Source organism: Aeromonas sp. R4-2, from assembly GCF_040908295.1.
Lineage (GTDB): Bacteria > Pseudomonadota > Gammaproteobacteria > Enterobacterales > Aeromonadaceae > Aeromonas > Aeromonas veronii.
In genome coordinates this window covers 68,870-92,985 of the sequence record NZ_JBFODL010000020.1, presented here as the reverse complement: position 1 = coordinate 92,985, position 24,116 = coordinate 68,870, and the positions used below count along the sequence as shown (strand labels likewise).

General features: G+C 56.3%; 26 protein-coding genes. 9 read left to right on the top strand and 17 right to left on the bottom strand.

Annotation, left to right across the window (positions count from 1 at the left end; translation table 11 throughout):
- Positions 1-5: 5 nt before the first annotated feature.
- Positions 6-470: an aspartate carbamoyltransferase regulatory subunit gene (gene pyrI, locus AB5Y99_RS17330; protein WP_005339730.1), complete on the top strand. Its 465-nt coding sequence runs from the start codon at positions 6-8 to the stop codon at positions 468-470.
- Between the two features lie 200 nt (positions 471-670).
- Positions 671-1,162, top strand: a complete 492-nt coding sequence (locus AB5Y99_RS17325) for an arginine repressor (RefSeq protein ID WP_005339728.1) — start codon at positions 671-673, stop codon at positions 1,160-1,162.
- A gap of 132 nt (positions 1,163-1,294) precedes the next feature.
- Here the strand turns inward: AB5Y99_RS17325 and AB5Y99_RS17320 are convergent, their stop codons facing one another.
- From AB5Y99_RS17320 to arcA, 4 genes are all read right to left on the bottom strand, one after another.
- Positions 1,295-2,701, bottom strand: coding sequence for a YfcC family protein (locus AB5Y99_RS17320; RefSeq protein WP_005339725.1), 1,407 nt, complete (start codon positions 2,699-2,701; stop codon positions 1,295-1,297).
- Between the two features lie 123 nt (positions 2,702-2,824).
- On the bottom strand, positions 2,825-3,829 hold the full coding sequence (gene argF, locus AB5Y99_RS17315; protein ID WP_005339721.1) for an ornithine carbamoyltransferase: 1,005 nt from the start codon (positions 3,827-3,829) through the stop codon (positions 2,825-2,827).
- Between the two features lie 78 nt (positions 3,830-3,907).
- A complete protein-coding gene (gene arcC / locus AB5Y99_RS17310) occupies positions 3,908-4,834 on the bottom strand; it encodes a carbamate kinase (protein ID WP_005339719.1) in 927 nt (308 codons plus the stop codon).
- Positions 4,835-4,896: 62 nt separating this feature from the next.
- Positions 4,897-6,117 carry an arginine deiminase gene (arcA, locus tag AB5Y99_RS17305; RefSeq protein WP_058056224.1) on the bottom strand — a complete coding sequence of 407 codons (1,221 nt, stop codon included), beginning with the start codon at positions 6,115-6,117 and terminating at the stop codon, positions 4,897-4,899.
- Between the two features lie 747 nt (positions 6,118-6,864).
- Here arcA and AB5Y99_RS17300 point away from each other — a divergent pair.
- From AB5Y99_RS17300 to AB5Y99_RS17290, 3 genes are all read left to right on the top strand, one after another.
- The gene (locus AB5Y99_RS17300) at positions 6,865-7,041 is read left to right on the top strand and encodes a hypothetical protein (RefSeq protein ID WP_005339717.1); all 177 of its coding nucleotides are present in this window, start codon (positions 6,865-6,867) and stop codon (positions 7,039-7,041) included.
- 97 nt (positions 7,042-7,138) lie between these two features.
- Entirely contained in the window at positions 7,139-7,786 is a 648-nt protein-coding gene (locus AB5Y99_RS17295) for an AAA family ATPase (RefSeq protein ID WP_005339716.1), read from the top strand.
- A 1-nt stretch (position 7,787) separates the two neighbouring features.
- Positions 7,788-8,153 carry a CopG family transcriptional regulator gene (locus AB5Y99_RS17290; protein ID WP_139405392.1) on the top strand — a complete coding sequence of 122 codons (366 nt, stop codon included), beginning with the start codon at positions 7,788-7,790 and terminating at the stop codon, positions 8,151-8,153.
- Positions 8,154-8,876: 723 nt separating this feature from the next.
- Here the strand turns inward: AB5Y99_RS17290 and hemN are convergent.
- The 4 genes from hemN to AB5Y99_RS17270 form a co-directional block, all read right to left on the bottom strand.
- Positions 8,877-10,250 (bottom strand): oxygen-independent coproporphyrinogen III oxidase, encoded by a 1,374-nt coding sequence (hemN, locus tag AB5Y99_RS17285; RefSeq protein WP_323893422.1) that lies wholly within the window; start codon positions 10,248-10,250, stop codon positions 8,877-8,879.
- A gap of 31 nt (positions 10,251-10,281) precedes the next feature.
- Positions 10,282-10,722 (bottom strand): DUF2489 domain-containing protein, encoded by a 441-nt coding sequence (locus tag AB5Y99_RS17280; protein ID WP_005339712.1) that lies wholly within the window; start codon positions 10,720-10,722, stop codon positions 10,282-10,284.
- Between the two features lie 11 nt (positions 10,723-10,733).
- Positions 10,734-11,321 carry a Der GTPase-activating protein YihI gene (gene yihI, locus AB5Y99_RS17275; RefSeq protein ID WP_118854380.1) on the bottom strand — a complete coding sequence of 196 codons (588 nt, stop codon included), beginning with the start codon at positions 11,319-11,321 and terminating at the stop codon, positions 10,734-10,736.
- Positions 11,322-12,157: 836 nt separating this feature from the next.
- A complete protein-coding gene (locus tag AB5Y99_RS17270; RefSeq protein WP_005339710.1) occupies positions 12,158-12,775 on the bottom strand; it encodes a cytochrome c in 618 nt (205 codons plus the stop codon).
- 142 nt (positions 12,776-12,917) lie between these two features.
- Between AB5Y99_RS17270 and yihA the strand changes: the two genes are divergently transcribed.
- Positions 12,918-13,574: a ribosome biogenesis GTP-binding protein YihA/YsxC gene (yihA, locus tag AB5Y99_RS17265; RefSeq protein ID WP_005339709.1), complete on the top strand. Its 657-nt coding sequence runs from the start codon at positions 12,918-12,920 to the stop codon at positions 13,572-13,574.
- Positions 13,575-14,350: 776 nt separating this feature from the next.
- On the opposite strand, the gene AB5Y99_RS17260 is transcribed toward yihA, so the two are convergent.
- From AB5Y99_RS17260 to AB5Y99_RS17220, 9 genes are all read right to left on the bottom strand, one after another.
- A complete protein-coding gene (locus AB5Y99_RS17260) occupies positions 14,351-14,611 on the bottom strand; it encodes a DUF1488 domain-containing protein (RefSeq protein WP_204481833.1) in 261 nt (86 codons plus the stop codon).
- Complete coding sequence (aroE, locus tag AB5Y99_RS17255) at positions 14,608-15,429, bottom strand: shikimate dehydrogenase (RefSeq protein ID WP_368210275.1); 822 nt, start codon at positions 15,427-15,429, stop codon at positions 14,608-14,610. Before aroE ends, AB5Y99_RS17260 begins: the two co-directional genes overlap by 4 nt.
- Before the next feature lie 103 nt (positions 15,430-15,532).
- Positions 15,533-16,441 (bottom strand): oxygen-dependent coproporphyrinogen oxidase, encoded by a 909-nt coding sequence (hemF, locus tag AB5Y99_RS17250; protein ID WP_323893429.1) that lies wholly within the window; start codon positions 16,439-16,441, stop codon positions 15,533-15,535.
- Between the two features lie 112 nt (positions 16,442-16,553).
- Entirely contained in the window at positions 16,554-17,114 is a 561-nt protein-coding gene (locus tag AB5Y99_RS17245) for a Sua5/YciO/YrdC/YwlC family protein (protein ID WP_368210273.1), read from the bottom strand.
- A gap of 135 nt (positions 17,115-17,249) precedes the next feature.
- Complete coding sequence (purE, locus tag AB5Y99_RS17240) at positions 17,250-17,753, bottom strand: 5-(carboxyamino)imidazole ribonucleotide mutase (protein WP_005339704.1); 504 nt, start codon at positions 17,751-17,753, stop codon at positions 17,250-17,252.
- A gap of 74 nt (positions 17,754-17,827) precedes the next feature.
- Positions 17,828-18,385, bottom strand: coding sequence for a topoisomerase DNA-binding C4 zinc finger domain-containing protein (locus AB5Y99_RS17235; RefSeq protein WP_368210270.1), 558 nt, complete (start codon positions 18,383-18,385; stop codon positions 17,828-17,830).
- A gap of 55 nt (positions 18,386-18,440) precedes the next feature.
- Entirely contained in the window at positions 18,441-18,914 is a 474-nt protein-coding gene (locus tag AB5Y99_RS17230) for a DUF494 family protein (RefSeq protein WP_005339699.1), read from the bottom strand.
- Positions 18,907-20,022, bottom strand: a complete 1,116-nt coding sequence (dprA, locus tag AB5Y99_RS17225; RefSeq protein ID WP_236301818.1) for a DNA-processing protein DprA — start codon at positions 20,020-20,022, stop codon at positions 18,907-18,909. The genes AB5Y99_RS17230 and dprA overlap by 8 nt, the downstream gene beginning before the upstream one ends.
- A 1-nt stretch (position 20,023) precedes the next feature.
- A complete protein-coding gene (locus tag AB5Y99_RS17220; RefSeq protein WP_236301819.1) occupies positions 20,024-21,115 on the bottom strand; it encodes a LysM peptidoglycan-binding domain-containing protein in 1,092 nt (363 codons plus the stop codon).
- 108 nt (positions 21,116-21,223) lie between these two features.
- Here AB5Y99_RS17220 and def point away from each other — a divergent pair, with 108 nt between their 5' ends.
- The 3 genes from def to rsmB are packed head-to-tail and all read left to right on the top strand — an operon-like array spanning position 21,224 to position 24,046.
- Positions 21,224-21,736 carry a peptide deformylase gene (gene def / locus AB5Y99_RS17215; protein ID WP_005357510.1) on the top strand — a complete coding sequence of 171 codons (513 nt, stop codon included), beginning with the start codon at positions 21,224-21,226 and terminating at the stop codon, positions 21,734-21,736.
- A gap of 12 nt (positions 21,737-21,748) precedes the next feature.
- A complete protein-coding gene (gene fmt / locus AB5Y99_RS17210; protein ID WP_158113507.1) occupies positions 21,749-22,693 on the top strand; it encodes a methionyl-tRNA formyltransferase in 945 nt (314 codons plus the stop codon).
- 60 nt (positions 22,694-22,753) lie between these two features.
- A complete protein-coding gene (gene rsmB, locus AB5Y99_RS17205; protein WP_323893442.1) occupies positions 22,754-24,046 on the top strand; it encodes a 16S rRNA (cytosine(967)-C(5))-methyltransferase RsmB in 1,293 nt (430 codons plus the stop codon).
- Positions 24,047-24,116 lie beyond the last annotated feature (70 nt).

Sequence of the window (24,116 nt, the reverse complement as noted above, 5' to 3'; positions counted from 1 at the left end):
ATATCATGTCTGACAAGAACCAACTGCAAGTCGAAGCCATCCGTCACGGCTCCGTCATCGATCACATCCCCGCTGGCCAGGGCATCAAGATCCTCAAGCTGTTCCAGCTGGTCGAAACCCAGGAGCGGATCACCGTCGGCTTCAACCTGAAATCCGGTGCGCTGGGCAAGAAGGATCTCATCAAGATTGAGAACACCCGTCTGACCGAACAGCAGGCCAACCAGCTGGCGCTGTTCGCCCCGAAAGCGACCGTCAACATCATCGAAGACTTCAATGTGGTGAAGAAGCACCAGCTGGAGCTGCCGGAGTTCATTGCCGGGGTGTTCCACTGCCCCAACTCCAACTGCATCTCCCACAACGAGCCGGTGGACAGCTACTTCCGGGTGCGCGAAGTGAAAGGCGTGGTGCGGATGAAGTGCAAATATTGCGAGAAATCCTTCACTCAGGACATCGTCAGCGAGCGTTACTGATATCTGATTGGGCCCCACGGGGCCCATTTTTGAACCCTGTCACATCACCGAATTTCCAGTCAGCTATAATTTGCCATCGCAAGATGGTAATGCCCGCTCATTCCCTGCATATAGATGGATTATCAGTGTTTTTGCCTGATAACTGACTGCTATGGCAGATATCGCGCGTTTACCTCCGGTCATCATCAAAGGAATTCGCCGTGGTCAAAACCCTCAGTCGTCCCGTTGCCCAAGAGCCCGATCTGGCCCAGCTGGATGCCTGTCGCCAGATCATCGGTCAGCACTGCTACAGCACCCAGGAAGAGATCCGTCGCGAGCTGTCGGAGCGCGGCTTTGCCGACATCAGCCAGTCCACCATCTCCCGCCTGCTGCGCCGTCTCGGCGTCGCCAAGGCGCAAAATGCCAACGGCAAGAAGGTCTACACCCTGGTCGATGAGCAGCTGGAACCCGCCGGCAGTACCCGCTCGATCCACGACATGGTGCGCGAAGTGGTACACAACCAGCAGATGGTGCTGATCCACACCACCCCGGGGGCCGCCACCGTGGTGGCCCGCCTACTGGATCGCAACGCCAATCCCGAGATCATGGGCGCCGTCGCGGGCAATGACGTGGTACTGGTCGCGCCGCGCCATATCAGCCGTACCCGTCAGGCCCATGCCGCCGTGGTACGCACGCTGGCGCAGGCCCGCTAAGCCATTTCACCTAAATACATCGAGGCGACCCGTGGGTCGCCTTTTTGTTGCCTGCTACTTTGTGTCCATCACTTCTTGCGCCCATAAAAAACGGGAGCCCGCAGGCTCCCGTTTCATCTTGCTTGTTATCCCTCAGGAGAGCACGGCGCCCAGACTCAGGCAGACCACGATCAGCACGGTCAGGATACCGAGCAACGGAGCCACCCACTTCAGCCAGCGCACATAAGGCACCTTGGCGATGGCCAGGCCGCCCATGACCACGGCGGAGGTCGGGGTCACCAGGTTCACCAGACCGGAGGCAGACTGGTAAGCAGTCACCACCAGATCGCGGCCCACGTTGGCGAAGTCGGCCAGCGGCGCCATGATCGGCATGGTCAGTACGGCCAGACCGGAGGAGGACGGCACCAGGAAGGAGAGCACCACTTCCAGCACGAACATCACGTTGATAAAGACGATGGTGGAGAGGCCGGTCACGATCCCTTCTGCACTGTGCAAAATGGTGTGAGTGATCATGCCGTTATCCATCACTACCACGATACCGCGGGCGATACCGATGATCAGCGCCACCCCTAGCAGGTCACGGGCACCGTCGATAAAGTTGGAGGTCAGCTCCTCTTCGCTCATGCGGGAGATGAGACCAACGATGATGGCAGCAGCCAGGAACACGCCGGAGATCTGCGCCATCCACCAGCCCAGCACGGCCACACCATAGATCATCACGGCAAAGGCGGCGACGAAGATACCCAGCACGATTTTACGGGTCAGGGTGAACTCCAGCATCTGGTCGCTCTTGTTGCCGAGGAAGTGGGCACGGTTCTCTTCCCACTTGTCAGCCACCAGAGATTTGCTCGGATCGCTGCGCACCATCTTGGCGTAACGCATGACGTAGGCAACACAGAGCAGCCAACCGGCGACCAGCATGGCAACGCGCAGCCAGATACCGTCGGTGAAGGAGATACCGGCGGCGTTGGCGGCAATCACGGTCGCAAACGGGTTGATGGTGGAACCGAGAGTACCGATACCGGCGCCCAGCAATACGGTTGCAGCCGCCACCACAGGGTCGAAGCGGGCGGCCATCATCACCGGCACCAGCAGGGTGTAGAACGGCAGCGACTCTTCGGCCATGCCGTAGATGGTGCCGCCTGCGGCGAACAGCGCCATCAGGATCGGGATCATCCACTCTTCCCGGCCGCGCAGGCGGTCGGTCACACGTTCAATACCGGCATCGATGGCACCGGTCTTGGTCACAATGCCAAGAAAACCACCGATGATCAGGATAAAGAGGGAGACGTCGATGGCGCCTGCCTCATAGGTGTCGTGGTTGTAGAGGCCATCGATAGGTGCCAGCAGCACGTCGACGATCCCCTGGGGATTCCCCTCCACCAGTTTGTAGGTACCCGCCACCGGCACTTCTTTGCCGAGGGCTTCGTTCATGGTCATCTCATATTTGCCGGCCGGCACTATCCAGCTCAGGGCGGCCACCAGGGCAATCAGCACAAACAGTATCGTGTAGGCTGACGGGAACTTGAATTTGGTCATGGTCCAGCTTCCTTCTGTGGGTGTGGTATCCATGCAGGCTGCGGGTTGTAGGGTTAGAGGTATTATGCCGCTGTCACATGGTCGAAAAGCCGGGGGTCGCCCCCCGGCACCACTACTGCGACCTTAGTCGCCCAGCGTAGCAACCATCACTGCCTTGATGGTGTGCATCCGGTTTTCGGCCTCGTCGAACACGATGCTGTGCTCGGATTCGAACACGTCCTCGGTCACTTCCAGGCCTTTCATGCCATATTTGTCAGCCACTTCCTTGCCCATGGTGGTCTCGTCGTTGTGGAACGCCGGCAGGCAGTGCATGAACTTCACATCCGGGTTCTTGGTGGCGTTGATGACATCCATGTTGACCTGATACGGGGTCATCAGTTTGACGCGCTGATCCCAGGCTTCTTTCGCTTCACCCATGGATACCCAGACATCGGTGTAGAGGAAGTCAGCACCCAGTACACCCTCTTTCACATCTTCGGTCAGGGTGATGCGTGCGCCGGTCTCTTCGGCGATCAGGCGGCACTTGGCAACCAGCTCCTCTTCCGGCCAGAAGGCTTTCGGTGCGACCAGACGGATGTCCATGCCCATTTTGGCGGCGCCGACCATCAGGGAGTTACCCATGTTGTTGCGGGCATCACCCAGGTAGGCGAACTTGATTTGATCCAGACGCTTGCCCTTGCCGTGCTCCAGCATGGTCATGAAGTCGGCCAGGATCTGGGTCGGGTGGAATTCGTTGGTCAGGCCGTTCCAGACCGGGACACCGGCGTAGGCGCCCAGCTCTTCCACGATCTCCTGACCGTAGCCGCGGTATTCGATACCGTCATACATGCGACCCAGTACACGAGCGGTGTCCTTCATGGACTCCTTGTGACCGATTTGGGAACCGCTTGGGCCAAGGTAGGAGACTTGCGCGCCCTGGTCGAAGGCCGCTACTTCAAACGCACAGCGGGTACGGGTGGAGGTCTTCTCGAAAATCAGGGCGATATTCTTGCCGACCAGATGCTTGCGCTCGTAGCCACCGTATTTGGCTTTTTTCAGGTCGATGGCCAGGTCGATCATGTATTGGATTTCGCGCGGGGTGAAGTCCAGCAGTTTCAGGAAGTTACGGTTACGCAGATTAAAAGCCATGATGAGTTCTCTCTATATATGTTTCAGACCAGTTCGGGCAGTAGTGTTGACTACGCATTCTCAGTACAGATATCGGTATTACGCATGTACGGTGCGGGTGGCGACGATATTGGTGCCGGCTTCACCCTTGAGGATGGCGAGGCCATCTTCCAGCGAGCCGATGCCGACCATGCCGCCGGTCGCTTTGACAAATTCACAGGAGGCTTCGACTTTTGGTCCCATGGAACCTGCATCGAACTTGACCCCGGCCAGCTCGTCCGGGCTGGTGACCCGCAGCGGGCGCTGGGTCGGTTTGCCCCAATCCAGATAGACGGCATCGGCATCGGTCAGGATCAGCAGGGCGTCGGCCTTGATCTGCTTGGCCAGATAAGCGGCAGACATGTCCTTGTCGATGACGGCTTCGATACCGGTCAGGCTCTGGCCATCCCAGGTCACAGGGATGCCGCCACCACCGGTACAGATGATGAGGTGGCCTTGGGCAATCAGGGTTTCGATGGCGTCGCCTTCGACGATGCGCTGGGGCAGCGGGGACGGCACTACGCGGCGGAAGAACTTGCCGTCAGCCTTGACCACCCAGTGCTTCTCTTCTGCCAGGGTGCGGGCTTCAGCCTCTTCGTAGACGGGGCCGATAAATTTGGTCGGGTTGGCGAATGCCGGATCCTTGGGATCGACCTGCACCTGAGTCAGCAGCGCGGTGACGTTGCGGCTCGGCATCAGGTTTTTCAGCTCCTGGATCAGCATGTAGCCGATCATGCCCTGGGACTCGGCACCCAGCACATCCAGCGGATAGGGGGATACCTTGGTGTAGGCGCTGTTCTGCAGGGCCAGCAGGCCGACTTGCGGGCCGTTGCCATGCACCAGCACCACGTTGTACTCCTGAGCGATCAGGGCGATGGTCTTGGCGGCAGTTGCGATGTTCTTGCGCTGGATATCCGCTTCCAGTGGCTCACCACGACGGAGCAGTGCATTGCCACCCAGAGCGACGACGACAGTTGGTTTTTTCATAGTGGTTAATCTCGAGTTTGGTTCTGTGTGGCGCCAGCTTCTGCCGGCGCCACGCCGTCTCATCAGATGCTGTCGCGTTCCATCGGGCAGCTCATGCAGCGGGCGCCGCCGCGGCCACGGCCCAGCTCATCACCCGGGATGGAGAGAACTGTGATACCGGCCTTGTCATATTTCTCGTTGGTGTAGGTATTGCGCTCGTAACCCACCACCACGCCGGGACGCACGGTCAACACGTTGTTGGCGTCGTTCCACTGCTCGCGTTCGGCTTCGAAGCTGTCACCGCCAGTGGTGATGATCTTCAGTTGATCCACGCCCAGTGCTTTCTCGATAGCAGTGACGAAGTAACCCTCTTCCTTGATGTTCATGCCGGTGGCGCCGCCCGGAGTCAGGCTCCAGCACTGCACGTCCTTGCGGATCACTTCCGGATAGACGGAGAAGGTGTCGATATCCATGTGGGTCATGACGGTATCCAGGTGCATGCAGCTGCGGTGTTTCGGTAGCTCCATGGCGATGACCTGCTTGGCCTGACCATGTTTGAACAGGCTGCGAGCCAGGTGCTCGACACCTTGCGGGGTGGTGCGCTCGGACATGCCGATCAGCACGGCGCCGCGGCCGATAACCAGCACGTCGCCACCCTCGATGGTGGAGTTGTCGTAGTCACGCTCCTCATCACCGAAGTACTTGATGAAGTCCTGACCGGCAAACATCGGGTGCCAGCGGTAGATAGCCTTCACATGGTTGGTCTCGCGGCGACGAGCCGGCTTGGCCATCGGGTTGATGGAGACGCCACCGTAAACCCAGCAGGAGGTGTCACGGGTAAAGAGGTGGTTGGGCAGCGGCTCGATGATGAAATCGGTCGGAGCGTGCATGCCCACTACCATGTTGATGCCGCTGTAGGGCATCTCGGAGTAAGTCAGGCCGCCGGAGAGAATGCGGGCCAGTTCGCGGTGCGGCATGTCAGCCAGGAAGCAGCGCACGTCGTTGGCAAAAGAAGAGCCGAGGCGGTAGTCGGAGACCTGATGTTGCAGCAGCCAGGTTTTGGCTTCCGGCACATCCAGGGTTTCGGCCAGCAGATTGGTCAGCAGGAAAACTTCGACATTCTGATCGCGCAGTACCTGAGCGAATTTGTCGTGCTCCTGACCGGCACGTTCAACAGACAGGACGTCATCGAACAGCAGATCCTGGCAGTTGGAAGGAGTCAGACGCTTCAGACTGAGGTTGGGGCGGTGCAACATGACACGGCGCAATTGGCCAACTTCAGAACCTACATAAAATTTGCTCATGATTATATTCCGTCTAGCAGTGGTCCCTGCGAGTGATTGAATAGATTCCTTCTATTCATGCTCGTGGCTAAGGCGGGATATTCTTTATGTAGGGTAATCGGCTTATGTTCTATCCTGCCCTTGCCTTTCGAGACCGAGGTTAGCCCTGCGAATCACGACAAACTTAGACATTGATCACATTCACTCAGAACTGAATATATTCACCATCCAATCTATGACCCCGGTAGCAAATTGCGCATTTTCCACACAAGGCAAACCGAATAACCATGCAAAACCACCCTGCTATATTTCAGATTGATTCATTTTTTATTCATGCCAGTTCACTGGAGTGATTAAATGAAAATAACAAAAACCGTTAAAAATCATTACTATAAATAACTTCACAAATGAAATTTGAATATTACTCCCTAGGTATTGAATACATCGCCGTGACGGGAGGAACGCGGGAGAAATAAATACTCACATCGACCACATTCACTGCATAAATCTTTTCTTGTTCCAGATCATGGCATTGATGCCAACCCCATCAGGCTCGGCCTCATAAGTCATCACCTCTTTGTGCAGTTCAACTTAATATGCACAAAGTCCGCATCAAGGTGGGCAGCCATCCTCGTCGGTCACCACAACGCCTTTTGATACTTTTTTCATTAATTGAATTTATTCGTCTCACCTTGCGCTGGCGCCAACCTCGACTTAACTCAGAAAGTGATCCAGATCACACAGGAATGGCACTACCAAGGAGTTGTTATGAAGATGAAACCCATGCTGTTGCTCGCGACTTTGCTGCTCTCTGCGCTCCCCACCCTCAGCCAGGCTGAAGGAGCCCCTGCCATGCCCATGGTGGTATGCCATGTCGACAAGGCCCCTCAAATGCTGGTGCCTGACTATGTCTGCCGCTGGCAGGGAGGCAGCGTTCATTACTAGTCGAAACAACGAGAGGAGCATCACTCCTCTCGCCTTGTGATGAGACAGGCCCCTCCTATACTGAAATCAGCGGTTTTCTCATGGATAGGGGAACGTCATGATCTTGTTGGTCGGTGGAGAGAAGGGGGGGAGTGGCAAGAGCTGCTTGGCACAAAATCTGGCTGTCTACCTCAGATCCCAATTTCAGGGGGAGGTGTTACTGGTCGACTGCGACCCGCAGCGCACCACCTCTGACTGGATTCAGGAGCGCAATGACAACCCGGAGCTACCACAAATCAACTGCGTACAGCTCTATGGCAATATTCGCAACGACCTGCTCAGCCTGAAAAACCGCTACGACTACGTCATCGTCGATTGCGGCGGGCAAGACAACCGAGCTCTGCGCTCCACCATGGCTGTCGCCACCCACGCCTTGATCCCCTTGCGCCCGAAACGACGTGACCTCAAGACCCTGCCCCACATGGAAGATCTCATCACTACATGCAAAATGGTCAATCCGACCCTCAATGCAGCCGTAGTGCTGACCCAGTGTCCCGCCCTGCCCAATCAGGTAAAACGCATTCTGGAAGCGAAAGAGGTTTGCTCCTCGTTCGGTGTCGACGTCCTGAACGCCATCACCTATGGCCGCAACGTCTATGACGACAGCGAAGAGAAGGGACTGTCGGTGATGGAGATCGAGCCGGATGGCAAATCCGCCGAAGAGATCCGGGCCATCGCCAAAGAGTTCCTGCAAGTGGGGGTGTGAGATGGGTCTGGCCGATCTGAAGAAAAAGCACCAGTTGCATCACCAGAAGAAGTTCACCGTCGACGAATTTATCGAAGATGCGGAGTTCTACGCCAAGGGCAAACCCAAGGTGGTCAGCCTTGAACTGGGTCTGCATCGTGATGAAGCCTTGTCGGCGCTGGCCTTTATCGAGAGTGGCGAGCACCTGAAGCCCAGCTACAAAAAAGCCACTTTTTCCATGAGCACGGTGGCCATCGACGAGCTGGGTAATCTGACCCAGCAAGATGGCATGAACAAGTCCCTGTTGCTGCGCCTCTTTACCCATTACTTCTCTTCGCTGACTCCTGAAGAACGCCAGACTATCTATGAGCGGCTCAACCAGCGCTAATAATTTCTCCATTCAGCCGCTCTTTGTGTGCCTCGCCCACTCACCCCGAATGACCATCATCAGACGGCAAAATCTGTTTCTGAAGCAACCAAAACGCCGTGTAAGAGATCTGCCATTCTAGATGTAAGCCAACAGCCGAAAAGATCCCCGAGATAATCGGAAGATAAGATCTTAAAACATGAAGATGATTAACTTAACCAGCTGTTTATAAATGAAAAAATCGAAACCCATAACTTTCGAAATAGCTAATGACAAAAACGTTTTCCAATCTGGCGTTGTAGCCGGTTAGAAAATCCTTATAGTTACTCATGCACGGACGCAATGAAGTCGGTCAGGAAGGCTGGCTGCCAGGGTTGGGCAAATGGACTCACCACAGGATGTGGTAAAGGACACCTCCCAGGACGGAGAAAGTGCGACGGGACAGGATGACTCGTCAGGCCAAGATGGCTAAAGGACACCCCAAAGGATTGGGAAGGGGAAACCTAAAGGAAGAGGTAAACAGTCAGGGATTGCAGGGAGCAACTTCGTTCAAGGATCTGAGCGATACGACTACCGGGGGCGACGCAAGTCGCCCCCATCTTTTTATCTGCGTTTCACAGCCCTATCGCTTGCCTCAGCCCACGGCCTTCTTGCCAGAACCTTCCCGACCCGCTGCCTAAGCAAAATACATATGAAAGGGCGCCACTATGGCACCCTTTTCTGTTTTCTAATCGGCAAACAAGCTTATATCACGCGAGAGAACTGCTGCTGACGCGCCTTGTTGCGCAGGTACACGTCGAAGCACATGCAGATATTGCGGATCAGCAGCTGCCCCGTGGAGGAGACCTCCAGGCCATCCTCCGTCATACGCACCAATCCATCGTTGATGAAGGTCTGCAGCAGCTTGAGATCGTCGGCAAAATACTCTCTGAAATTGAGGCCGTGCGCCTGCTCGACAGACGCAAAGTTCAGACGGAAATCACAGATAAGCCGCTTGATCACCTCACGGCGGATCAGATCATCCTGATTGAGCGAGCAGCCTTTCCACTGGGCATGACCCAGCTCTGCAACCTGTGCGTAATAGATCTTGAGCTCTTTCTGGTTCTGGGAGTAGGCATCACCGATCATGCTGATGGAGGAAACCCCCAGCCCCAGCAGATCACAATCTCCCTGGGTGGTATAGCCCTGGAAGTTGCGGTGCAGCTTACCCTCGCGCTGCGCGACCGCCAGCTCGTCATCGGGTTTGGCAAAATGGTCCATGCCGATGAACTGGTAACCCTGACCGGTGAGGAAGGCGATGGTGTCCTGCAGCATGGCCAGCTTCTCCTGCGGCGCAGGCATATCCACCTCTTTCAACTTGCGCTGGGCGGCAAAGCGGCTCGGCAGATGGGCATAGTTGAAGATGGAGAGGCGCGCCGGATCCGTCTTGAGCACCTCTTCCAGCGTATGGTGGAAACTGGCGCGATCCTGATGCGGCAGGCCATAGATAAGGTCGAGGTTGGTCGAGCGGAAACCCAGTTCACGGGCCCGTTCCAACATGCCTTTAATAAAGTCGTTGTCCTGCTCGCGGTTGACCGCAACCTGCACATCCTTATTGAAGTCCTGCACCCCGAGGCTGATGCGGTTGAAGCCGACATCTCGCAGCACATCCAGCATGGTAATGGCAATCTCGCGCGGATCGACCTCGATGCTGAACTCCCCCTCTTCGGCGAAATGGAAGTGCTCACGCAGCATGGCCATCAGACGGCGCGTTTGCGCTTCATCCAGATAGGTGGGTGTACCGCCCCCCCAGTGCAGCTGGGTAACCAGACGATGCTTGAAGAGCGGGGCTTGCGCCTTGATCTCCTGCTCCAGGTAGTCGAGATACTCGTCAGCCTTGTGCTGATGACGGGTAATGACCTTGTTGCAGCCGCAGTAGTAGCAGAGCTTGTGACAGAAAGGGATGTGCACGTAGAGCGACAGATTGCGCTCGGGATACTGACCGGCAGCACGGACAAAATCCGGATAGCCGAAGCTCTCGTTGAACTCCAGCGCAGTGGGATAAGAGGTGTATCGCGGGCCACTGTAGTTATATTTTTCGATCAGGGCCTGATCCCACACAATCTGTTCTGCTTGCACGCTCGCTTCCTCTCTTGTTGTTATTGTTGGCTCACCGACCTAACTGAAAATCCTTCAGCTGGGCCACATCCTTGAGGATCTGAGCCTCCAGCTCGGCCTCGTAGCCGCTGCGTTCGAGATCCATCTTCATCACTTCATTGCGCTTGAGGGCGCGTCTGGCCTCATGAGTCGGCATATCTTTCACCTTCTCATACAGCCCGTACAGACCCGGGAACTCGGCAACGAACGCTCGCCCCCCCTTGATCTGCAACGCATCCAGCAGATTGGTCAGCCGAATGGCGCCTTCGGAGTAATCGCACTGCCCCTCCTGCACCGCATGAGCAATGACCCGCACGCTCTCCAGAATTCGCTCATTGCGAGCAGTTATAGCCTGCCACTGCATCGCTTGCTGTCGTCTCAGTCTGGCCAGCAGCATGCCTGCATAGATGGCCAATCCTGACAAAATCAGGCCGCCCAACAGGGCGGCCAGCATCCATCCACTCATCACTTTTTCTTCGGCTCAGGCTTGGGTTCCGGCTTGAAATCGACCTGGTTGAAACGGTCCCACAACTCCTCTTCGGAGGCCGGTTTCTGCTCGTCGAACTCGGCGTCATCGCCATCATCAAACGGCAGCTCATCATCTTCATCATCGTCGTTGTCGATGATGCCCAGCTCATCCATCAGCTCCTGATAACGGTCGACACGCTGATCAACCCAGGCCTGCTCGGCCGCTTCCAGGGTTTCACCGGCATCAAGACGATCCAGCAGATCATTCAAGCGGTCATCGTTTTCGATGGAAGCCAGCTCCTGCTCGGGCGTCATCACCAGCTTCTTCTCTTTCACCGCCTTGGGGGCTGTCGGCTTCTTCTGTTTGTCATCCACCACCAGAACTACCGGCTTGCGGGAACCGATACGCGGATCTTTGGACTGGCTGTTGCCAGACTTGTTCTTCGGCTGTTCAACTTGCTGACGAGAACCCGCCTTCAGGCCCTTTCGCTTGGCAGCCCGTTTACGCTCACGGCCTTCCTGAGCACTGACATCAGATTCTTTGCGCTTGCCAGTAGGCTTGCGAGTGGGTTGTTTGGCAGACATGAATGGCTAACTCCGAAAATAACTGGTTTGACCCGTACCCGGGATGATTTCACCCGGTGGGATACGATGCGAGGAACAGTAAGGCTGGAACAAAAGCAGGATTCCGCACCAATCCGGCCCAATCAGGCCACTGAACACCGCAGGATCGGTATCCTCTGGGCATGTTGCTGGTATTTTGACACAGAATGGCTAATCGGGTTAATGACCCAAAAGAAAAAAGGCAGCCGAAGCTGCCTTGATATGTTCATGCGTGCGCCATCCTGAATGGCAAAACAATCTGTTTCGTCCTCTCCGTGACAACTTGTCGCCGCATCATATCGTTGTGTGGTCATCCTGACCTTATATTGGTCGTTCCTGAATGTGCGTGTGCCTGTTTGACCCGTCTCGACCGCATCCTGCCATCGTGCCGGGGAGTCTGCATCCCGCAACCCCATCCCGCTCCGGAGATGGTCACCATCCTGATCCTTCAATCCTTTGCCAGCTCATCCGAGCCCATGGCATCCCGCCACGCCAGCCATCCTCTGCTCACAACACCCTGTCGTGAAACCGCCACCCAATCCGTGGGTGAATCCATTAAGCCTACTGTACCAACTCTATAAAGCGGCTCAATCCACTCAAAACATTCTCAACATGTCGAAAAATATCAATACTTATATAATCTGTTGATAAATAATGATTATTTAATATTTTATGCAATTTTATGAGCCTTGGCCTGCCTTGAGAATGGGAGATCTCTTACAGAACGGGGGGATTAAACCGAGAATTATCTGAAAGCCATAAAAACAACGGGGAGCCCAGGCTCCCCGTTTCAACTCAAATCGACCGTATCGACTATATCAGTGCAGACCCGCCACATATTTGGAGAGGGCTTCGATATCCTGATCAGTCAGTTTCTTGGCAACGTCCCGCATCATGCCATTCGGATCGTTGTCACGCGTCCCGGCACGGAATGCGGTGAGCTGAGCCTTGATATAGGCAGGATGCTGGCCGGACAGGTTTGGATACTTCGCCTGTTCGACACCCGAGCCACGGGGACCATGGCAAGCCGTACAAGCTGCCAGACCGCGACTCATGTCACCACCCATATAGAGTGCCTTGCCCGCTTCGACCACGTCGTCAGGGACAGCGATAGGGGTAACCTTCAGGCTGGAGAAATAAGCCGCCAGGTCATCCATGTCCTGTTCCGACAAAGGTAACGCCATCGGCCCCATCACTGGCGCAACCCGGCCAATTTGACCAGAAGCGGCAGCCTTCAGTTCAACTAACTGCTTTTTGATATATGATGCGTGCTGACCAGCAATTTTGGGGTACATATCAACCAGGCTGTTTCCGTCCGGTCCATGACAAGCCGCACAAACGGCAGCCTTGGTCTGTCCCGCAGCGGCATCGCCCTTGGCTTGTGCCATCCCCGTTACGCCAACCATCAGAGCAAGAGTAATGACTAGGTTCTTCATGGCGTTCCAACTTTTCGTTATTAGGCTTCCAGATCCCATGCCGCTGAAGGCATGTTAAAATAAACGCGTTTAAGCGACGCTATTTTACACCATTTTACAAAAAAGTAACTCTATAACCCTCTATCTCCATGGGGAATTTACGTTGGATACACAAACTCTAAATTTCAATAAGGTGCATTTTGTGACCAGCGCACCCGACATCCGTCACCTGCCAAATGATGGGGGTGTCGAGATCGCGTTTGCCGGCCGTTCCAACGCCGGTAAGTCATCTGCATTGAACACCTTAACCAAACACAAGAACCTGGCGCGCACCAGTAAGACTCCCGGTCGTACCCAGCTGATCAACCTGTTTGAGCTGGAACCGGGCAAGCGTCTGGTCGACTTGCCGGGTTATGGTTATGCGCAAGTTCCGCTGGAAATGAAGCTCAAGTGGCAAAAGTCACTGGCAGAGTATCTGCAGCGCCGTGAGTCATTGAAAGGTCTGGTGATCCTGATGGACATCCGCCACCCGCTCAAAGATACCGACATGAACATGCTGGAGTGGAGCTCACACCGTCAGTTGCCCGTCATGCTGCTGCTTACCAAGGCTGACAAACTGAGCCCCGGCCCGCGCAACAACCAGGTAATCAAGGTGCGCCAGGCCGTTGCCAACCTCGGTTCCCAGATCCAGGTCGAAGCATTCTCCTCTCTCACCAATATCGGTGTGGAGAAGCTGGCGCAAACCCTGACCGAATGGTACGTCAGTGGTGACGATACCGACCTGCTGAACGCTGACGAACAGCAACCTGCCGAGGAGTAATCTACTCCTCGCTCTCCTTGCAATTGGCGGAGCACTCCTCCGCTGATTGAAAGGGTTTCAGATTGCCGCTTTCACCTGCCTCACGACCAATACCCCGCATTCGCCTCCCCTGCTATATCCAATACTGCTTAAAGTTCATATAGATAGGCAGTTAATTCACAAAAATAATTAACTTAAATAGGCGTTGATAGCGTTTTCAAATTCGTTCTTTCAAAACGAACAAGAATTACAAAAAGAGAAAAAAATGAAATTTAATTACAAGTTCTAACCGAGAGGGATAAAAATGAGGCCGGACGACAGTGATGCCATCCAGCCTGAAATAATAAGTTCAAAAAATTGGGAAGAAGCTGAATCTTGAGTACCAGACGACAGGTATTCCTCAAGAAGCAGCCTCATTCTATCAAATGCATCGCCAATTTAAAGCATTTACTCTAAATGACACGTATAAAAAAACACCCCGACGAGAACCTCATCGGGGCAGCTATTCAGCCACATTCAATTACGTGAAATAAAAGGTCTGAAAGATAGAACATCTTACCTCTGTACCCTACGCAGACAACTGTACAGCAAAGCAGCAGAAAGTGAAAGTAATTTATGTAATTTAGTTTCACAACTTACAGATTAAGAAAAAATCTTTTATTTTCATACAGATAAAAAAATCCCCAGTACGAATACCGGGGAGTTATAAAGGTGACTAACTAGCACTTCCTCAACTATCTAGTTAGTCAGCGCCATTTCAAAGTAGTTCCGCTACAAAACAAAAAAACTTTGAAAAATCAGAGATAGATAGCGCCATCTTCAGCAAACTCTTGTTCTTCAATGAGTTTTTCAGCTATATCTTCAATATCAAAACGTACACTTTCGAAGGCTCTGACGATGTCATCCTCTCTCGTCAGCGCCAGACCGGTCATTCTCTCCAGCCGCCGCTGGCTGATGTAACAATCTATCAGCGCCCCCATCTGCTGGGCAGGAAAACGCACCCGCTGTTCGTCAGCCTGCCACTCCATCAGGTCGGGAAACAGAATCCCCTGGTTCATATCACCCCCAAGTTACGCTTCAACTCTCTCAATACCTGTTTAGTCCCGGGACGAATTCCGCGCCACACGGTAAACGCTTCGGCGGCCTGCTCCACCAGCATGCCGAGTCCATCCATGGTTTGACGGGCCCCATGCTGTTTGGCCCAACTGATAAAGGCCGTATCCGAGGCTCCATACATCATGTCGTAGATAGCAATATCAGTGTGGATCAAGGCAGGGGCCAACGGCGGCAGCTCTCCTTGCAGGCTGGCGGAGGTAGAGTTGATAACGAGATTGAATGGCCCTGCCAACTGCTCATAGGTCTGGGCAGTCACAGGCCCCAGATCGCAGAATTCGGCAGCCAACTGTTGCGCTTTTGTGTGGGTGCGGTTGGCGATCACCAGCTCGCTCGGCAACTCAGCCAGCAGCGGCGCCAATGCACCACGAGCCGCGCCACCGGCACCCAGCAGCAGGATCCGACTATCCGCCAGCGTCACACCATGGGACTTGAGATCGGCGACCAATCCAGCGCCATCGGTATTATCCCCCAGCAACACGCCATCATCGGTCAGCTTGATGGTATTGACCGCGCCCGCCCGCTTGGCCCTCGGGCTCAAGCGATCGACCAAAGTGAATGCTTGCTCCTTGAAGGGAACGGTGACATTGCACCCCTTGCCCCCTTGGGCAAAGAAAGCACGCAGAGTTTGGGCAAACTCGTCGACGGCGGGTTCAGCCAGCCCATACTCCAGCTCTTGTTGGGTTTGTCTGGCAAACAGGGTGTGAATGAAGGGGGACTTGCTGTGGCGCACCGGGTGGCCAAAAACCAGATAACGATCCATCAAAGAGTTCCATCAGAGGGCAATATTCCGATTTAACGGGTTTTCGCACTCGGGAACAAGCCGAATATCGGCCAGCAAAAAGGGGCCATCAAGGCCCCTCGGGTCACAGCCACTCTCGCGGCGTGAGATAGTCGGTGTAGAGCAAGGCTTCAGGAGTGCCCGCCTCCGGCTGCCAGTCATACTCCCAACGTGCCAGCGGTGGCATCGACATCAGGATCGATTCGGTACGTCCGCCGGTCTGCAGCCCGAACAGGGTGCCCCGGTCATACACCAGATTGAACTCCACATAACGGCCGCGACGATAGAGCTGGAACTCCCGCTCCCGCTCGCCATAGGGTAGAACCTTGCGTCGTTCAATGATCGGTAGGTAAGCATCGAGATATCCCCGACCTACCGCCTGCATAAAGGCAAAGCAGTCGGCAAAAGGCCAGCGATTAAGATCGTCGAAGAAGAGACCGCCCACCCCTCGCGTCTCGTTGCGGTGCTTGAGGAAGAAGTAACGATCGCACCAGGATTTGAACTCGAGGTAGATCTCATCACCAAAGGGCCGGCAGAGATCACGGGAGACCTGATGCCAGTGCTGCACATCTTCGGCAAACGGGTAGAAGGGCGTCAAATCGAAGCCACCGCCAAACCACCAAATGGGCTCTTCACCCTCTTTCTCGGCAATGAAGAAACGGACGTTGGCATGGCTGGTCGGCACATAGGGGTTGTGCGGATGGATCACCAGCGACACGCCCATCGCCTCGAACTTGCGACCAGCCAACTCTGGCCGATGGGCTGTAGCAGAGGCAGGCATGGCATCGCCATAGACATGGGAGAAGTTGACGCCCCCCTGCTCGATCACCGCGCCGTGGCGCAGCACACGGGTGCGCCCACCGCCACCGCCTTCACGGCTCCAGGCATCTTCCACAAAGTGCCCACTGCCATCGGCCTGCTCCAGACCACGGCAGATCTCGTCCTGCAACTGCAACAGGAAGGCCTTGACCTGGGCCACATCCGGTTTGCTCATCTTGTCTCCAGTCAGGCAGGATCGTGAACGCCCTGTCCATTTTTATAGTTAAATCAATCCGGTGAGCTCACCACTCAGCAGATTGATAGCAAATCATGACGTATCCGCCAGCTCAGGAGGGGCGGATAATGGCGCCGGTTCGGGCGTCCTTGATCTCGGAGGGGTTAGCTTGACCACCCACTTCACCGGGCAGGATATAGGCCAACTTGCTTGCCAGCCGCTCACCAATATCGGCCACCCGACGGGCAGGCTCCTCACCGGTCAGGTTGGCGCTGGTAGAAACCAGCGGCTTGCCAAAGGCGCGGCACAACGCCCGCACCTGAGGATGAGCCGTCACGCGTACCGCGAGGGTCTCGAACTGCCCGGTCAGCCAGGCCGGCGTCGTTGCACGGGCAGGCATGATCCAGGTAAAGGGGCCGGGCCAGCTGGCTTCAACCCGAGCCAGTTGTTCACCACTAAGTTGGCTCAGATCGATGTAATCCTGCAATTGCTCTACGTCGGCAGCAATCAGGATCAACCCCTTCTCAACCGGACGCTGCTTGATGGCCAGCAGCCGCTGCACCGCCACTTCGGAGTCGGGATCACATCCCAGACCAAACACTGCCTCGGTCGCATAAGCAATCACCCCTTCCTGCTGGAGGGCGGCAACTGCCTGTTCAAATTCATTTGGCATAGGAAAAATGCGGCAGCCTGGCTGCCGCCTCGTCACTTAGTAGCAAGTTGAATCCATACGGCGGCGACCACAACAAAGTGACGTTTTGCTGTAGCACAGGAAAAATACGACACATCCGGATCGCCACCTATTCACTTACTTGAGTTGAGCCTGCAGGGCGGCATCCTTGGCCATCACCTCTTCGGCATTCTTCTGGCGTTCGGCCCGAACCTTGGCCGCCAGTTCATCATCGGCTACTGCCAGCATCTGGGCTGCCAGATAACCTGCGTTCTTGGCACCGGCTTTGCCGATCGCCACGGTCGCCACCGGTACACCACCCGGCATCTGCACGGTAGAGAGCAGCGCATCCAGCCCCTTAAGCGGGCCACCATCGATGGGCACCCCGATCACGGGACGAGTCGTGATGCCGGCTACGGCACCCGCCAAATGCGCCGCCAGACCGGCAGCACAGATAAAGACCTTGCAGCCACGGGCCTCGGCATCGGTCACATACTGATGGGTCGCAGCCGGCGTGCGGTGCGCGGAGGTGACTTTGACTTCCACTGCGATATCAAATGACTTGAGCACCTCGAGGGTGGTTTGCATCACGGGGAAATCAGAATCAGAGCCCATCAATACGGCAACAAAGGGTTTATTCATGGTGGGAATTTCCTTACTCCAAGTGGGGGGTTGAAGTTCACCGAAAACGTTTCAATCCGGTTGCGGCGGCCGGATTATACCTGCTCACTTTGGTGGCCGCATTTCTTTTGCGGACAGACCCAACGCAGAGTTCCCCTCACTTTTTTCTCTACCATGATGCCCCAACCACACGCGGGACAAAGCATGGGGATCGGCTTGTCGTTCACCACATATTTGCAGTGTGGATAGCCATCACAGGAGTAAAACTGCTTGCCGTAGCGGGAGGTGCGGCTCACCAGATGACCCTTGCCGCACTCGGGGCAGAGGATCTGGGTATCATCGCTCTCCTGCAGGGATTCGATGTGCTGACAGGCCGGATACTGGGTGCAGCCGACAAACAAGCCGTAACGCCCCTTTTTGATCGCCAGCGGCTGTCCGCACTCGGGACAGGCAGAGCCTTCGAGCACCTTTTCGATGTCGCGGCCGGATAGCGTCAGGGAGCGAATGTAATCACAGGCAGGATAGGCAGAACAGCCGAGAAAGGGGCCATGTTTGCCCTGGCGGATCACCAGCTCGGCCCCGCACTGCGGGCACGGCTCGCGCTCGAAGGCATGTTCGTGGGCTGAAAAGAGGTGATGATCGATTTTTGACATGGGCCGCGCCTTGAAATCCAGATGGCCTGAATTCTACCAGCGCGGCACCGGACTGTCAGTGAATGACGCCGTCTGACTCATCAAACACCAGCTCTTCCATCTGCTGGTAGGCATTTTCACTGCCCGGTACGTTGAACAGCACCATCATGACGACCCACTTCAGGTCATCCAGCTCGATATCCGGCTTGTCCAGCTCGAGCAGGCGCTCGATACAGATCTCGCGGGTTTCGGCATTCAGCACCTGGGCCTGTTCCAGAAAGAGCAGGAAGCCGCGGCACTCGGTGCTGAGGCGTGCCAGCTCTTGCGGAGCATAGATACGCATCGAGCCTTGCGCACTGGCGGTGACATAGACCTCCCGCTCGCTATCGTGCAGATTGGCCAGTCGCTCCAGCCAGTCGAGCGCCTTGTCGATCTCTTCTTTATCGAAACCGGCCCGGCTCAACTCGTCGGTGAGCTCATCCTGCTCGACCATCACATCTGCATCGCTGTGGATGTAGGTCTCGAAAAGGTACATCAATACATCAAACATGATTCGCCCTCCTCGCTCTGACATATCCACCGGCTACCGCCATCACTGCACCGGCCAGCTCCAGCTCTACCAACCTGCCCAATACCACTTCGACAGGAAGCTGGGCCCGCTCGGCAACGGTATCCACGCTCGTGGTCTCATAATCTACGTTATCCAACAAATCGGCATAAGGCAATTCGCTATTATTCGGTTGCTCAGATGGTATGACCGACGAATGTGGCCGTGCGACCCACTCTGGCAGCTCTTCCACTATATCGGCAGCACTCAGCACAAGTTTGGCCCCCTGCTGAATTAATCTGTTGCACCCTATAGCCTGGGCATTTTGCGGGGCGCCGGGTACCGCAAACACTTCGCGCCCCTGTTCAAGCGCATAGCGAGCGGTGATCAGCGAACCGCTCTGCTCGGTCGCCTCCACCACCAGAGTTCCCAGCGACAGACCACTGATAATACGGTTGCGACGAGGAAAATGTTCAGCCAGCGGCCCTTTATCCGGCGCCAGCTCGGAGATAAGCAAACCACCACTCTCCAGAATCTGTCCTGCCAGCCCCTGATGGCGTTTGGGGTAGAGGCAATCCAGCCCGGAACCCAACACGGCAAGGGTGATACCGCCACAAGCCAGCGCTTGGTGATGGCAAACACCATCGATACCGAGCGCAAGACCCGAGGTGATGGCTAACCCGCATCCAACCAGCTCGCTACAGAGGCGGGACGCATTATCTTTACCTGCATAGGTAGGATGGCGTGTCCCCACCATTGCCAGCTGGGGTAGCGACAGCGCAGCAAGATCTCCACGACAGTAGAGCAACAGGGGGGCCGCGGGAATTTCCCGTAACAAGGGTGGATAAACCGGGTGATCTTGCGGAATAAGGAGATTGTCAGGCAAAGCAGCCCAAGCCAGGCTCTGCTCAACCACCGGCGAGGGCCAGCGCAGTTGTTTGATCTGCTCTGACGACAACCCCATACCATGCAGTTGCGCTTCATCGCTCTGAAACAGGGCCTCAATACTTCCCCCAGCCCGTTCCAACAGACGTGCAGCGGTCACCGGACCGATACCGGTGACCGCATCGAGAGTTAGCCAAAGCGCCAGACGCGCGTCGGGGTAGTTCACGTCAGAAGTGAGTGACCTGATAGCCCGCACTCACCATGTCGTTACTCTGCATGATGAGACCGTAACTCAGCTTGTCATACACCTTGAACAACATGACACGGGCAATCGCTTCAGAGGGCAGTGGTGCCTTCTTGTTACTGCTGTAAAACACCCGGTTAAAAACCGACGAGAGTTCCTTGTACTGTACATCGCCATTCTTGGTGACCAGAGCAGCACCGGGCCGTCTGACATCCAGTACATCCCCGGCGACCAGTTGATCGCGGCCACCCCGGTTGATCAGCACCACATCAAACTTGCCACCGCCCCGGGTCTTGTTCGGCAAATCGATGATATAGCCCGGCGTGATGGCAGGTGCCGCTTTCGGTGTGAAGACGGCGGGCATGTTCTCCTGAGCGGGCAGCGGCATCACCTTGTCGCCCTGCAGCACTTCGCGCTGGTTATGAGTCAGCATCACCTCGGTCCGATCGCCATCAAGACGCGCAACGGCCCGCACCACACCGGCAAAGATCGCCTCCTGGCCCAGCAGTTCACCAGTTTCGCGATCCTTGTAGACCACTCCGGGGTGATAAATGCCATAAACCTGCCCCGGAGTCAGGGAGCCCTGCACATAGAGGGTGTCCCCCTCCAGCATGCCGATATGTTTCTGATCCGACCCCAGCAGATAGGGCAAGGTTTTCTGCTGCTGGCTGTCAGCCAGAATATGGTCGGTTTGCAGGAAGGGGCCGATCTCGCTGATAGGCAGCGTCGGAATGGGGTTGGCTTTGTTTTCGTAACGGGTTTTCGGGCCGAGACGGATAACTTGCTTGCTACCCTGCATCGCCTTGCCGAGCCGGGGTTCACCATTGACCCAGCTCAGATGCAGTACATCACCGGGGTAGATCCAGTGAGGATTGGCTATCTGCGGATTGATGTTCCAGAGACGGGGCCAGAGCCAGGGTTCGGAAAGATACTTGCCGGAGATATCCCACAGGGTGTCGCCTTTTTGCACTACATAGCTTTCGGGGTAACCCGCTTTCAGCCTCAGCTGATCGGCCAGTGCTGCCTGACTCACTGTCACCAGCAGGCAGGCGAGGATGGTTTGCTTCAGATACATAACACTCCCTGTTACTTCTGTACGCAAAGTGTTGCTGTTTTTTGTCGGCGTAAATGACTAGAATTACGCCAATATTGACTGCATTTATACGAAACTAAAGAAAAAACTATGGCCATTCTAGATGTATTGCGTTTTCCCGATGAGCGCCTGCGCACCGTTGCAGCCCCTGTCGAGACCTTTACACCCGAGTTACAACAGATTGTAGATGATATGTTCGAAACCATGTACGCGGAGGAAGGCATTGGCCTGGCCGCGACTCAAGTCGACATTCACCAGCGCATCATAGTGATCGATGTCTCTGAAAACCGTGAAGATCCTCTGGTATTGATCAATCCGGAGGTCATCGAGCAGTGCGGCAGCACCGGCATTGAAGAGGGTTGCCTCTCCGTGCCCGGCAGCCGTGCTCTGGTGCCTCGCGCCGAACAGATCAAAATCCGCGCTTTAGATCGCAACGGCAAGCCGTTCGAGCTGGAAGCCGACGATCTGCTCGCCATCTGCATCCAGCATGAGATGGATCATCTGGTCGGCAAGCTGTTTGTGGATTACTTGTCCCCGCTCAAGCGCCAGCGCATTCGCCAGAAGCTGGAAAAGATGGCCCGTGAAGATCGCAAAGTCCTCTGAGGATCTGCCCCATTGAATAAGCTGAAACTGATTTTTGCCGGTACTCCCGACTTCGCCGCCCGTCACCTGGCGGCGTTGTTGTCTTCCGACCACGAGGTCGTTGCCGTTTATACCCAGCCTGACAAGCCTGCTGGCCGTGGCCATAAGCTCACCGCCAGCCCGGTCAAAGAGCTGGCACAGGCCCACAACCTGCCGGTTTACCAACCTGCCTCTCTGCGCAAGGAAGAGGCGCAGGCCGAGCTTGCTGCACTGGGTGCCGACCTGATGGTGGTGGTGGCCTATGGCCTGATCCTGCCAAAGGTGGTGCTCGATACCCCGCGGCTGGGCTGCATCAACGTCCATGGCTCCCTGCTGCCCCGCTGGCGCGGCGCGGCACCGATCCAGCGCTCTATCTGGGCGGGCGATGCCGAAACCGGTGTCACCATCATGCAGATGGATGTGGGGCTGGATACCGGCGCCATGATCCGCAAAGTGACCTGCCCCATCGCCGCCGACGAGACCTCCGCCAGCCTCTATGACAAATTGGCCGAGCTGGGCCCGCAAGCACTGGTCGACACCATCAATGCCATGGCCGCCGGTGAAACCGCTGCCGAGGCACAAGATGATGCGCAGGCAAACTACGCCGAAAAGCTCTCCAAAGAAGAGGCCCGTATCGACTGGTCGATGGAGGCGGTTGCCATCGAACGCTGCATCCGCTCGTTCAACCCCTGGCCCATCAGCTGGTTTGAAGTGGCTGACCAGACCGTCAAGGTATGGCAAGCAGCCGTCATTGACAGCGACCACGGCCAACCCGCCGGCACCCTGCTCAAGGCCGACAAGCAGGGGATCGATATCGCTACCGGCAAAGGGGTGCTGCGCCTGCTGACCCTGCAACCGCCCGGCAAGAAGGCGATGTCCGTTTCGGATCTGCTCAACTCTCGCCGCGACTGGTTTGAACCCGGCACGCAATTGAATTGAACTGGATTGAATTGACACAAGCGGGGCCCAGGCCCCGACTTGCGCATCTAAGGTAACTCTATGAAAACACGTGCACAGGCCGCTCTCGTTATTCAACAGGTGCTGGATCAGGGTCAATCCCTCTCCGCTGTTCTGCCTGCTGCCCAGGAGAAGGTTGCACCTCGCGACCGCGCTCTCCTGCAAGAACTCTGCTACGGCACCCTGCGCTGGCTGCCCCGCCTCGATGCGGCAGTCAACGAGATGATGGACAAGCCGCTCAAAAACAAGAGCCGCATTTTCCACTACCTCATCCTGGTCGGTCTCTATCAGCTCATCTACACCCGCATTCCGGCTCACGCCGCGGTGGCCGAGACCGTCAACGCCGTCAAACTGCTCAAGGGCACCTCCCTGCGTGGCCTCATCAACGGCGTGCTGCGCAACTTCCAGCGCAGCGCCGAAGTCATTCTGCTGCGTATCGACCGTGTTCCCAGCATTCGCCTCGGTCATCCGGAGTGGCTCACCAAGCGCCTGCGTCAGGCCTATCACGATGAGTGGGAATTCATCATGGAGGCGAACAACCAGCGTCCCCCCATGTGGATCCGCAACAACAGCCAGCGCCAGAGCCGCGATGCCATGCTGGCTCGCATGGCCGAAGCCGGCATCAATGCCGTGGCCGGTGAAGAGGGCGAGGATTGCATCCTGCTGGAGCGTCCTTGCGATGTGACCAAGCTGCCCGGCTTCGAAGTGGGTGACTGCTCGGTACAGGATGGTGCCGCACAACAGGCCGCGGCACTGCTCGACCCACAACCGGGCGAGTGGGTGCTGGATGCCTGCGCGGCCCCCGGCGGCAAGACTGCCCACCTGCTGGAGCGTCAGCCCAAGCTGGCTGGCGTGGTTGCCGTCGATGCCGATGAAAACCGCCTCAAGCGGGTGCAGGAGAACCTGGATCGCATCGGCCTGACCGCCAAGGTGATCCACGGCGATGCGGCGGCACCGGAACAGTGGTGGCCGGAGGGTCAGTTCGACCGCATCCTGCTGGATGCTCCCTGCTCCGCCACCGGTGTCATCCGCCGCCACCCAGACATCAAGTGGTTGCGCCGTGATCAGGACATCCGCGAGCTGGCCGAGCTGCAGCGCCGTATTCTGAACGCCCTCTGGGGCAAGCTGAAAAGCGGCGGTACCCTGCTCTACGCCACCTGCTCCGTATTGCCGGAAGAGAACCGCGAACAGATCCGCGCCTTCCTTGCCGCGGCCAAAGATGCCAAATTGGTGCCATTGCACGAACAGGACACCCCAGACTGCCCGGGTCGCCAGTTCCTGCCGGGTGAAGCCGAGATGGATGGCTTCTACTACGCCAAGCTGGTCAAGCTGTGACGCTGACATGCTTCTTCCGGGGCAATCGCCATGCAGGCGAAATGCCTCTTTACTGCCTCAACGTGAGTAG

Excerpts from the sequence above, each read along its gene's own strand:
- AB5Y99_RS17300 (WP_005339717.1), top strand. The coding sequence starts at position 6,865 with ATGAAGATGAAACCCATGCTGTTGCTCGCGACTTTGCTGCTCTCTGCG.
- AB5Y99_RS17245 (WP_368210273.1), bottom strand. The coding sequence starts at position 17,114 with ATGCCAAATGAATTTGAACAGGCAGTTGCCGCCCTCCAGCAGGAAGGG.
- def (WP_005357510.1), top strand. The coding sequence starts at position 21,224 with ATGGCCATTCTAGATGTATTGCGTTTTCCCGATGAGCGCCTGCGCACC.
- AB5Y99_RS17235 (WP_368210270.1), bottom strand. The coding sequence starts at position 18,385 with ATGTCAAAAATCGATCATCACCTCTTTTCAGCCCACGAACATGCCTTC.
- aroE (WP_368210275.1), bottom strand. The coding sequence starts at position 15,429 with ATGGATCGTTATCTGGTTTTTGGCCACCCGGTGCGCCACAGCAAGTCC.
- AB5Y99_RS17295 (WP_005339716.1), top strand. The coding sequence starts at position 7,139 with ATGATCTTGTTGGTCGGTGGAGAGAAGGGGGGGAGTGGCAAGAGCTGC.
- yihI (WP_118854380.1), bottom strand. The coding sequence starts at position 11,321 with ATGTCTGCCAAACAACCCACTCGCAAGCCTACTGGCAAGCGCAAAGAA.
- rsmB (WP_323893442.1), top strand. The coding sequence starts at position 22,754 with ATGAAAACACGTGCACAGGCCGCTCTCGTTATTCAACAGGTGCTGGAT.
- purE (WP_005339704.1), bottom strand. The coding sequence starts at position 17,753 with ATGAATAAACCCTTTGTTGCCGTATTGATGGGCTCTGATTCTGATTTC.
- pyrI (WP_005339730.1), top strand. The coding sequence starts at position 6 with ATGTCTGACAAGAACCAACTGCAAGTCGAAGCCATCCGTCACGGCTCC.
- AB5Y99_RS17230 (WP_005339699.1), bottom strand. The coding sequence starts at position 18,914 with ATGTTTGATGTATTGATGTACCTTTTCGAGACCTACATCCACAGCGAT.
- AB5Y99_RS17270 (WP_005339710.1), bottom strand. The coding sequence starts at position 12,775 with ATGAAGAACCTAGTCATTACTCTTGCTCTGATGGTTGGCGTAACGGGG.
- arcA (WP_058056224.1), bottom strand. The coding sequence starts at position 6,117 with ATGAGCAAATTTTATGTAGGTTCTGAAGTTGGCCAATTGCGCCGTGTC.
- arcC (WP_005339719.1), bottom strand. The coding sequence starts at position 4,834 with ATGAAAAAACCAACTGTCGTCGTCGCTCTGGGTGGCAATGCACTGCTC.
- AB5Y99_RS17290 (WP_139405392.1), top strand. The coding sequence starts at position 7,788 with ATGGGTCTGGCCGATCTGAAGAAAAAGCACCAGTTGCATCACCAGAAG.
- hemF (WP_323893429.1), bottom strand. The coding sequence starts at position 16,441 with ATGAGCAAACCGGATGTGGCCCAGGTCAAGGCCTTCCTGTTGCAGTTG.
- argF (WP_005339721.1), bottom strand. The coding sequence starts at position 3,829 with ATGGCTTTTAATCTGCGTAACCGTAACTTCCTGAAACTGCTGGACTTC.
- AB5Y99_RS17320 (WP_005339725.1), bottom strand. The coding sequence starts at position 2,701 with ATGACCAAATTCAAGTTCCCGTCAGCCTACACGATACTGTTTGTGCTG.
- AB5Y99_RS17220 (WP_236301819.1), bottom strand. The coding sequence starts at position 21,115 with ATGTATCTGAAGCAAACCATCCTCGCCTGCCTGCTGGTGACAGTGAGT.
- AB5Y99_RS17280 (WP_005339712.1), bottom strand. The coding sequence starts at position 10,722 with ATGCTGGCCGCCCTGTTGGGCGGCCTGATTTTGTCAGGATTGGCCATC.
- AB5Y99_RS17260 (WP_204481833.1), bottom strand. The coding sequence starts at position 14,611 with ATGAACCAGGGGATTCTGTTTCCCGACCTGATGGAGTGGCAGGCTGAC.